8 protein-coding genes are annotated in these 10176 nt (G+C 32.8%); 3 read left to right on the forward strand and 5 right to left on the reverse strand.

The window, feature by feature from the left end; genetic code table 11:
- Positions 1-2255, reverse strand: a 2255-nt coding sequence (locus tag VGE71_RS00895; protein WP_331136617.1) for a TonB-dependent receptor, incomplete at its 3' end; no start/stop codon positions are given.
- Between the two features lie 300 nt (positions 2256-2555).
- Here VGE71_RS00895 and VGE71_RS00900 point away from each other — a divergent pair.
- Positions 2556-4157 (forward strand): Na+/H+ antiporter, encoded by a 1602-nt coding sequence (locus VGE71_RS00900; RefSeq protein ID WP_331136618.1) that lies wholly within the window; start codon positions 2556-2558, stop codon positions 4155-4157.
- 114 nt (positions 4158-4271) lie between these two features.
- Here the strand turns inward: VGE71_RS00900 and VGE71_RS00905 are convergent, their stop codons facing one another.
- Together VGE71_RS00905 and VGE71_RS00910 are read right to left on the reverse strand one after the other, a co-directional pair.
- Positions 4272-4715 carry a PaaI family thioesterase gene (locus VGE71_RS00905; RefSeq protein WP_331136619.1) on the reverse strand — a complete coding sequence of 148 codons (444 nt, stop codon included), beginning with the start codon at positions 4713-4715 and terminating at the stop codon, positions 4272-4274.
- A gap of 11 nt (positions 4716-4726) precedes the next feature.
- On the reverse strand, positions 4727-5494 hold the full coding sequence (locus VGE71_RS00910) for an SDR family oxidoreductase (protein ID WP_331136620.1): 768 nt from the start codon (positions 5492-5494) through the stop codon (positions 4727-4729).
- A 124-nt stretch (positions 5495-5618) separates the two neighbouring features.
- On the opposite strand from VGE71_RS00910, the gene VGE71_RS00915 reads away from it, so the two are divergent.
- Positions 5619-6032: a helix-turn-helix domain-containing protein gene (locus tag VGE71_RS00915; protein WP_331136621.1), complete on the forward strand. Its 414-nt coding sequence runs from the start codon at positions 5619-5621 to the stop codon at positions 6030-6032.
- An 84-nt stretch (positions 6033-6116) separates the two neighbouring features.
- Here the strand turns inward: VGE71_RS00915 and VGE71_RS00920 are convergent, their stop codons facing one another.
- Positions 6117-7889, reverse strand: coding sequence for a MutS-related protein (locus VGE71_RS00920; RefSeq protein WP_331136622.1), 1773 nt, complete (start codon positions 7887-7889; stop codon positions 6117-6119).
- A gap of 61 nt (positions 7890-7950) precedes the next feature.
- A complete protein-coding gene (locus VGE71_RS00925) occupies positions 7951-8784 on the reverse strand; it encodes a universal stress protein (RefSeq protein ID WP_331136623.1) in 834 nt (277 codons plus the stop codon).
- 169 nt (positions 8785-8953) lie between these two features.
- On the opposite strand from VGE71_RS00925, the gene mnmE reads away from it, so the two are divergent.
- Positions 8954-10176, forward strand: a 1223-nt coding sequence (gene mnmE, locus VGE71_RS00930) for a tRNA uridine-5-carboxymethylaminomethyl(34) synthesis GTPase MnmE (RefSeq protein ID WP_331136624.1), incomplete at its 3' end; no start/stop codon positions are given.

Here is a 10176-nt window from a genome sequence, read left to right on the forward strand (position 1 = left end):
ATAGCAAATCGATATCTCGCTTGTTCGTAGAATACAGAAGCATTTAAAAGATGTACACCTGGAATAACGATATCATTTGATGAGGTTAAGAAACTCACGTCTCTGTAATTTCCTCCAAAACCAATTCCAAGACCTCTTACTTTTCCTTGTTTAGCGGTATAACTTATCCAGTAATTAACCGTGTTTTTTGGTGTGTAAGCAACGTGTTTACCTGCATCTGTTCCGTTTAAGAAAGTAGCGTCAAGATTCGCATATCCTAACATAATATCCAATCCTGTAATTGGAGTAGCGAATAATTCTAGTTCAAAACCTTTGTTCTTTTGTGTTCCGTCTTGTAAACTAAATAATTGGTTGACAGGATCAGTTCGTAGTTTGTTATCGACTTTAATATCAAAGTAACTCGCCATCAATGTTAAACGATTTTGAAATAAACTTGATTTAATTCCTAATTCCCATTGTGTTGCTTTTTCTGGGTCTGCTTTCTGCATCACACCATTTCCTGTCCCGTCATCTTTTAGGAAACTGTTGATGTTTTTGTTTCCTCCAAGATAATTTCCAAAAACAGATAACTGTTCAGGTAGAATTTCATATACCAAACCAAATTTTGGCGTCCAGGCTCCTTGATTGAAAGAAAGATCAGGATTATCTGAGTTTGGAATCGTAGCGCTTGGTGTTACATCTTTAGAATATTCGTAACGAAGACTTGTCATTAAATGAAGTTGTGGAAGAATGTCCAAAACATTTGAGAAATATGCGCTGTAACGATCATTTACATTACCACCAGTCCAGAATGTAGTAGCTCCGATAGCTTGATCAAAAGCCTGTTTTGATAGATATGGTGCAATTGATGTATATTGGAAAGTGTCATACGCAGCAGAGCTTCCAACGTAAATTTCATCATCCCTCAAATAGTCAATTCCGACTAATAAACGATTACGCATTTTTCCGATTTTAAAATCACCGTTTAAATACTGCTGAATGGTTGTAAAGTCAATATCATAACGAGCAGTTCCTAATGTACGGTTTACAGTTTGTCCTGTTACACTAGCTATAACATAATTTGGATTATACAAGCTGTACGAATGTCCAAATGAAGTTGTTGAAGTCCATTGATCGTTTAATTTATAAATGGCATCAACAGAAAATATAGAGGAGGCTTTTTCATACAAAATTTCATTTGTAGTAAAAGACAAATCATGAATTGGATTTAATTCATCCACATTTGTAATACCGCTTGCGCTTAAATACGGTCTTTGTGTTCCTTGTATTTTGTAGAGATCAGCTTCAACTACAAATTTAAGTTTTTCGCTGGCATTATAAGTAAATGATGGAGCAACAAAATAACTTTCTGCCCAACCATAATCCTGAAAACTTTTTTCTTTTCTATATGCAGCATTAACTCGCCCAAGAAAAGCACCATCAGCGCTCAATGGCGTATTGACATCGGCTGTTAAACGATTGTATCCATAGCTTCCTGTAATATAATTAATATTTCCACCAAAAGTGTCGTAAGGCTTTTTGGTAATACGATTGATAACTCCACCATAATTTGCACGACCGTGTCCGCCAAATAAAGTTCCTGATGGGCCTTTAATTATTTCAATACTTTCAATATTGGCCATATCATTTTCGGTCCAGTTACCTAGCATTTTTCCATCTCTAAAAAAAGCCTGTTCGTCAAAACCTCTTAAGTAAGAGCCAGATCTTACACCAGGTTCTGAACCGGCGGAAACTACTCCGGCAGCACTTTTTAGCGCATCATCAAAATTAGTTAATACCTGCTGTTCGATTATCTTAGGATTAATTACAGAATAAACCTGTGGGTTTTCTAAGTTTTTAAGTGGCATCCTTGCGATATACTGGCTTTCTTTGGCTGCCATTTTTTTGCGATCACTTGTTACAATGACTTCCTGTAATTCTTTATTTGAAGCTTTAATTTGTAACGAAATAGGAGTGGTGGTATTTTCATTTACAGAAATTTCTTGTTCGGTAGTTTCGTAACCTGTCAGTGAAACTAAGACGTTGTAGTTTCCAGGTTTCACTTTGTGGAATTCAAATACTCCATCTTCATTTGTAATAGTACCCAGTTTAGTTCCTTTCAAAACGACATTTACAAATGGAGCTGGATCTCCGTCAGAAGTGGTGACGTTTCCTATTATTTTACCAAAATTTTGGTGCGCCTGAATGGTAAAGGCGTGAAAAAATATGCAGATAAGAGTTGCATATTTAAAAATTCTAAGGTTATTAAAATTCATGGTTTTTTTAATTTGATTTAATATATTATTTAGACTAAATAAAAACAGTGCAAATGTAAAAATTAATTTTACCTCTCCTAATTTTTTATATATCAATTAATAGCGAATATGTTAAATGCAGTTTTTTAGCTTTTTGGCCTGAAAGAGAAAGCTATATTTTTCTTTTATTTTAAGCTTTTTCTTTGTGTAACGAATAGATAAGAGAGGAACTTTTTTAGTGTTGTTTTAATTTAATTATCATAATATATTAATTTAGCACTCAAATTATAACCCAAAACAAATAAATACCCGCAGTAAAAAATGGAGAATATTACAGTAATTATCATGTTACTTTTTGGCGTAGCCTTTCTTAGTTTAGTAAGTAAAAGATACAATTTTCCAATTCCTATTGTATTGGTTCTGTGTGGGGTACTTATCAGTGTTGTTCCTGGACTTCCTGTTATTGCTTTGAGTCCGGAGATTGTTTTTATCATTTTCCTGCCGCCTCTTTTGTATCATGCTGCATGGCATACCAGTTGGTCCGATTTTAAACAAACCATTCGACCGATAACTTTAGCAGCTGTAGGTTTAGTCTTTTTTACAACAGGATTGGTTGCTGTTGTAGCACATTGGCTTATAGATGATATTTCTTGGCCGTTAGCATTTTTACTTGGAGCCATTGTGTCGCCTCCCGATGCAGTTTCTGCAACCGCTATCACTAAAGGTTTAGGTTTACACCCGAGATTAATTGCAATTTTGGAAGGAGAAAGTCTAGTAAATGATGCCAGTGGTCTTGTGGCTTATAAATATGCTTTAACAGCGATTACAGCAGGAAATTTCGTTTTATGGCAGGCTGGATTAAACTTTGTTCTGATGTCGATACTTGGCATAGGAGTAGGTCTTGCTGTTGGTTTTATAATGTATTACATTCACAAAAGATTTGTTTGCGACGATATTATTGAAGTAACACTTACCTTGTTAACGCCTTTTGCTTCATATCTAATTGCTGAACATTTTCACGGTTCAGGGGTTTTGGCGGTTGTTGCTACGGGTCTTTTCTTAGCGGCAAGATCTGGGACTATTTTTTCTCATGAAAGCCGAATTATGACCAATACAATCTGGGACGTTTTAAACAATATTCTCAACGGTTTGATCTTTATCTTAATTGGTCTTCAGTTGCGTCAGATTATTGAAGGAATCAGCAATTACTCCGGAAATTCTTTATTTATATGGGGATCTGTGATTAGTGTTGTTGTTATTGTCGTTCGTTTCTTGTGGGTAATTCCGGCAACTATTATCCCGAGAATGATCAGTAAAAAAATCCGTGAAAAAGAAGAATTTGATTATAGAAACATGATTGTTTTCGGTTGGTCTGGAATGCGTGGTGTGGTTTCGATGGCGGCTGCTTTGGCACTGCCATTAATGTTGAATAAAACCGAAGAATTTCCGCTTCGTAACTTGATTATTTATTTAGTTTTTTGTGTGATACTGTCTACTCTGGTTATTCAGGGACTTACGCTTCCGTGGTTGATTAAAAAACTAAAAATACAACGTTATTCTATTTTGGCGGAAGAATATGATGTCCGAAATAAAATAGTTTCCGATACTATCGCTCATATCGAAGATCATTTTTCTTTATTGGATGATGAATTACTGCACAACATTAAAAGTAAATATGAAGTGAAATTTAACCGACTACAAAAAACAGAGCTTCCTGCCAACTTTTTTGGCAACGGAAAGGTTTTGGGCGGACAAATTTTTAATGAGTTTACAAGAGTACAAATTGATCTTTTGAATGTGGAACGAAGCAATCTTGAAGGCATGCATAAAAAAGGATCTGTAAACGAAGAGATCTTTCGTAAGATAGAGAAAGAACTGGATCTTGAAGAAACACGTTTATGGATGGAAATGTACGAGGAATAAATTTTTTAAATACCAATTTATAAATACCAAATTCCAAATTATAAAGTGAGCGAATATTTTGAGCTTTGTCAAAGTTTTAAACTTTGACAAAGCTTTTTCTTTTTAAAGCTTTAATTAATTTGGAATTTTCATTTCGCTTACTGCCAAATTAGCGCTGGCTTGTGCCATTATTTTGGTTGTGTTTTTATTAATAACTTCTGCTTTGATATTGATGATTGTCTTTCCTAATTTTTCGAGTTTAGTTCTAACGATAACAGTTTGGTTTTCAAACGCAGGATTAAAATAATCAATATATAAGTTGATGGTAGGATAGAATTTTTCAAGACCTAAGACCATAAAATTTATCCCAATACAATCGTCAATCATTCCTGCTGTAACACCTCCGTGCAGCATTCCGACAGGATTAGTCATTTCTTTTCTTATTTCAAATTCAATCTCGACTGTTTCTTTTTCAACCGAAATTACTTTTCCGTTTAACCAATGTGCGAAAGGAGAAGGGCTTTCAGTAAAATGTTTTCCGATAAAACTTTGAAGAAATTGTAATCTTTTGTTTTCCATATCTAAATTATTTAAGCTGATAGTTTGATACTATTTTTTAAGGGATTGATTAGTTTATAAGCCGTTTTTGGAAAAAATCGACTTAAAAAATAAATGACTTTTGTATCTCCAATACGAATCGTGTAATTGTTTTTGTGAATTCCTTGAATTAGTCCTTTTACAAGTGTTTCTGAAGTTATAGTTTTTGAGTCGATACCTTTTGCCATTTCTGTTGCAACCAAAGGAGGAAGTAATTCAAAAACTTTTACATTAGTTTTAGCTACTTCTAAATGATTTCTAAGTGAAGCTGTATAAAAACGAAGCGCAGCTTTGGTTGCAGAATAAGTTGGTGCAAGATTTGAAGGAACGTAGCTCAAAATGGAGGTTGTATTGATAATAGCACTTTCTAATCGGTTTTGAAGCATTTGTAGAAATAAATTGTTCAAACGTACTATAGCCAAATAATTTATGTTCATTTCATAAGCTGCCATTTCGGTAATTTGATCGTTTGTTTTGGCTAAATTATTCGTCGGATTTGAAACTCCAGCATTGTTATAAAGAATGTCAATTCCTCCCAAAGCTTCAATTTGAGTATATAATTTTTGAGCCTGATCTTCATTGGCAACATCGTTTTGAATGGCTATTATTGCTGGATAAAGCTTTTTAGCAGCATCTAATTTCTCTTTATTTCTCCCTGTAATAATTACTTTAGCTCCTTCTGCTAAAAACTGTTTTGCAGATTCTAAACCTATTCCTGACGCGCCGCCAGTAATTAATATTGTTTTACCTTTTAAGTCCATTTTGATCTTATTTTAAAGTGTATAATTTGCTTTGTTTAAGAATATTAAATAAATTTGCTTGCATTTTGCAAGTGCAAAGATATTGATTACTTGCAAAATGCAAGTTAAATTTTAATTTATTTTTATGAAGGCTTCAAAAAAAAGATCAAATTGCCCTATAAATACATCTTTAGAAATTTGGGGTGATAAATGGTCGTTGTTGATTATTAGGGATTTAATGTTTAAAAAACAATGTACTTATGGTGATTTTTTAAAGTCAGAAGAAAAGATTGCTACTAATATTTTAGCGAGCAGACTATTAGTTTTAGAAGAAAACAATATCATAATAAAACTAGATCACCCAGACAGCAAAGCAAAAGTTTTGTATCAACTAACTGAAAAAGGAATTGAATTGTTTCCTGTTTTGGTTGAAATTAGTTTATGGGCCGAGAAATATTATGAAATTCCTGAAGAAAGAAAAAGCCTTATCGAAAAGGCAAAAGACAACAAAACTGCTTTTATTGAAAAGGGAATAAAAAAGATGAAAGAAGGTTTGTAATTGTTACTTGTTAATGGTGAATTGTAAATTATTAATTTTCTTCTTGAGCAAAATCATTTACAATTTACAATTCACCATTAATAATTAAATGACATTCATTTTCTGCATTAAAAATGTAGCGCTTTTATTTTTGCAGATTCCGTTTCTTAGTTTGTAATCGAAGTGCAATTCGTTATTTTTTATTTCGACTTCAAAACATTGATTGGTTAAAATTTGAGGATATTCATTTGTAGTTAGGCATACTTCAATGTCGTGAGTTGCGATTGCGCCGATCGCTTTTTTAGAAATTATCTTCTTTACAACTTCAATTGTTCCATTTCTTTTATCATCAGAATTTGTTCCTCTTAAAATCTCATCTAACAAAACAAAAGCAGGCTGATTTTCAAGCTCATCCATGATCTGTTTTAAACGTTTAATTTCAGCAAAAAAGTAAGATTCACTATCTGAAAGTGAATCTGACAAACGCATTGAAACTAATACTGGAAGTGGATGAATCTTAGCCTCTGATGCACAAACAACTGAACCTGTTCCACCAAGCACCATATTGATGCCTAAACTTCTTAAAAAGGTACTTTTCCCGGACATATTGGAACCCGTCAAAATTACAAAAGAAAGTGGATGGAAATTGGTGTCGTTTCCAATTCTTGTTGCAGGATTTAACAATGGGTGACTTAGGTTTTTGAATTCAATTTTATATTCAGAATTAATTTCAGGGAAGACAAAATCGGAGTTATTGTAAGCTAAATTGGAAAGACTGTTTAAAGCTTCAATTTCACCAATAATTGCAATCCAATGATTCATTTCTGAAGCGTAATCTTCTTTCCATTTCAAAAGCGCTCTTAAAACATGAAGATTGAATAAGAATGCCCCGTTAAAAAGTGTTGCTGTGACGAAATTACTGATTGTATCCATTCTAGAAAACAATTCTGAAAGCTGTTTTAAATGCTGACTTGCTTTAGCATTTTTAAATACCAGTTGTTTTTGTAAATGAAGTAGCTTTTTAGATTGGAAACTTTCGTTCTCTATTTTTTCTAGCAATAAACTATATTGTTTGATGATTGTATCAACATTGTCTGCCTTGGCAATTTCGGATTGAATTCTTTTTATTGACCTTCCCAAAACAATCAAATTGGCAATAAAAATATAAGTCAGATATGAAAGTAAAATAGTTTTCGAAGTAAAAATATAAGCGATTAAAAATCCAAAAAACAAGGTTGGGAGTATAATTGATAGTGCAACTAAAACTTTAGGTAATGAATTATTTTTAAATGAAGACCAATGTTTTATTGCTTCATAAGATTCTTTAGAATCTTTGCTAATTATTGCTAGAGCTTGGAATTCTTGTCTCCAGTCAATTTTGCTTTTGAGTTCGTTTATAGCTTCCTGATTTTCTAAAATTTCAGCCTCAGAAAGAGTGCTTAATAAAAGATTTGCTAATGTTTTTTTTCCGATAAAAGTAGCGGTTCTATTCAGGCTTTGGAATAAAGAATGTTCTCCAAAAATATCTAAATCGTACGCGTATGGATGATGAAAGTCTATAAATTCTGCTCCGTTTTCAAAAGGTGTTTTTTCTCTCTTTAGGAAAGCAATTTCGTTTCGGTTGATTTTCAAAAGCGTTTCTGCTAATAATCTCTGGAAAGACAATCGCGAATGTATTCTCATTAAAAAGAGAAAACCAACAAAAGATAAAACAGCCAGAATAACATAAAGTATTTCGTTTGTTTTGATGTAGTAAAACATAAAAAACAATAAAAGAAAAATACTTAATAACCTCAAAAGGCTTATGCTGTTGTATTTTTTGTTGGTTTTATGATGTATTTCCGAATAGGTCTCGATTTTGTCCTGATATGCTTTCATTCTTATAATTTACTGAAATACAAATATAAACTTTAAGAGACAAAATCGTTAAATATTAGAATTAATCTTCATGCATAATTAGCACTGGAATTGGCACTTCTTTAGATATTTTTTTACTGAAACTTGAATCGAACATACTTTCGAAAAACGAACGTTTATGCGTTATTGTAGTCAAAATATCGATGTCTTTGTAAAGAACAAAATCAAGAATAGTTTCTTTAACGTCGTCACTTGGTAAAATTAAAAATTCGACATTTTCTTCAGCAAATTCTCTTTCCCATTCCTTACGTGTTTCATCTGTTACATCTGAATTGGATGTTTTTACATACAGACTTTTTACTTTAGCATCGGTCTTTTTAGCGATTTTCAGGATCTTTTTCAGTTCTTTTTTGTCTTTTTCACGGTAGCGTGTCGTAAAGCCAATTGTTCTTACTTTTTTGTATTTAGCATCAATAGGAACACATAAAACAGGAACTTCTACTCCTGAAATTACAGATTCGGTATTAGAACCCGTAAAAAATTTTGTCCAGTCAGAAACGCTGTTTGTTCCCATGATTACAAAGTCAATTTGGTCTTCTTCAACAGCGTTTTTTAGATTATAAATTAAATCTCCGTCCATCAATCGGTGCTTGATTACGATATCATCTAATTTTCTTTCGGTAGCGATTGTACGTAATTTTGGAATTTCGTCTTTGAACATTTCAAACTTTGCTAATTCGATGGAACTGTATATAGAAGCGTAATTCTCTGGAAAGAACTGGCTGTCGTAGACTGGAATTTCAAATGTATGAAGCAAGATTAATTCGGCTTTTACAACTTTAGCAAATTCTAAAGCATGAACAAATGCATTTGTAGCAGCATCAGAGAAATCGGTTGGTAATAATATCTTTTTCATAGTATTTAAGATTAAGGTTTGTCTATCAAATTTACTCATTCTAAAAAGAAAACGACCTGATAATTATCAGTATTTTAACACTTAATGATTTGTTAATATCACGATTTTTGCCAGAATTTAGACTTTTGTTTGTTTTTAGAGATTTGCCCTTTTTTTGTAACTTTGCAGCATGATAAATCAAGATTCTATAGTTGCTTTAGCTACGCCTTCAGGTGCTGGAGCAATCGCCATAATTCGAATTTCTGGAGCTGAGGCCATTACAATTGGTAATTCGGTTTTTAAATCTATTAAAAACAAGGATTTAACAAAGCAAAAAACACATACACTTCACTTAGGACATATTGTAGAAGAAAACAAAACATTGGATGAGGTTTTGGTTTCTGTTTTTAAAGGTCCGAACTCATATACAGGAGAAGATACGATCGAAATTTCATGTCATGGGTCAACTTATATTCAACAGCAAATTATTCAGCTGTTGCTTCGAAAAGGTTGCAGAATGGCAGATGCAGGTGAATTTACGCTTAGAGCCTTTTTGAATGGAAAATTAGATTTGTCGCAAGCAGAAGCAGTGGCCGATCTGATTTCGTCTGATAATGAGGCCTCTCATCAAATTGCGATGCAGCAAATGCGTGGCGGATTTAGTAATGAAATAGCAAAACTTCGCGAAGAACTTTTGAATTTTGCGTCTTTAATCGAGCTAGAATTAGACTTTGCTGAGGAAGATGTAGAATTTGCTGATCGAACACAATTTCATGAATTATTAAATCGAATCGAATTTGTTTTAAAACGTTTAATTGATTCGTTTGCGGTTGGAAATGTTATTAAAAACGGAATTCCAGTTGCGATTGTTGGTGAACCAAATGTTGGAAAATCGACTTTGCTGAACGCTTTATTAAATGAAGAAAGAGCTATTGTTTCTGATATTGCTGGAACAACTCGTGATACTATTGAAGATGAATTGGTTATTGGCGGAATTGGTTTCAGATTTATTGATACTGCCGGAATTCGTGATACTAAAGATGTTGTAGAAAGTATCGGAATCAAAAAGACTTTTGAAAAAATTGATCAGGCACAAGTCGTAATTTATTTGTTTGACGGTTTAAAATTTCAAACTTCAAGCTCTGAGTTTGTGAATGAAATAGAGCAGATTAAAAATAAATATCCGCTAAAACCTCTTGTGATTGTAGTTAATAAAAAAGACATTTTATCTGCTGATGAAGTGCAAAATATTACCACTAAGCTAGAAAATCTAAATGCAAAACTTTTATTGATTTCTGCTAAAGAAAAAATAGGAGTAGAGGATTTAAAAAATGAATTATTGTCATTTGTAAATACAGGAGCACTTCGAAATAATGAAACGATTGTAACCAATACAAGACATTATGATTCTTT

Origin of the sequence: Flavobacterium sp. (assembly GCF_036405015.1) — a bacterium.
Classification (GTDB): domain Bacteria; phylum Bacteroidota; class Bacteroidia; order Flavobacteriales; family Flavobacteriaceae; genus Flavobacterium.

Excerpts from the sequence above, each read along its gene's own strand:
- VGE71_RS00900 (WP_331136618.1), top strand. The coding sequence starts at position 2,556 with ATGGAGAATATTACAGTAATTATCATGTTACTTTTTGGCGTAGCCTTT.
- VGE71_RS00905 (WP_331136619.1), bottom strand. The coding sequence starts at position 4,715 with ATGGAAAACAAAAGATTACAATTTCTTCAAAGTTTTATCGGAAAACAT.
- VGE71_RS00910 (WP_331136620.1), bottom strand. The coding sequence starts at position 5,494 with ATGGACTTAAAAGGTAAAACAATATTAATTACTGGCGGCGCGTCAGGA.
- VGE71_RS00915 (WP_331136621.1), top strand. The coding sequence starts at position 5,619 with ATGAAGGCTTCAAAAAAAAGATCAAATTGCCCTATAAATACATCTTTA.
- VGE71_RS00920 (WP_331136622.1), bottom strand. The coding sequence starts at position 7,889 with ATGAAAGCATATCAGGACAAAATCGAGACCTATTCGGAAATACATCAT.
- VGE71_RS00925 (WP_331136623.1), bottom strand. The coding sequence starts at position 8,784 with ATGAAAAAGATATTATTACCAACCGATTTCTCTGATGCTGCTACAAAT.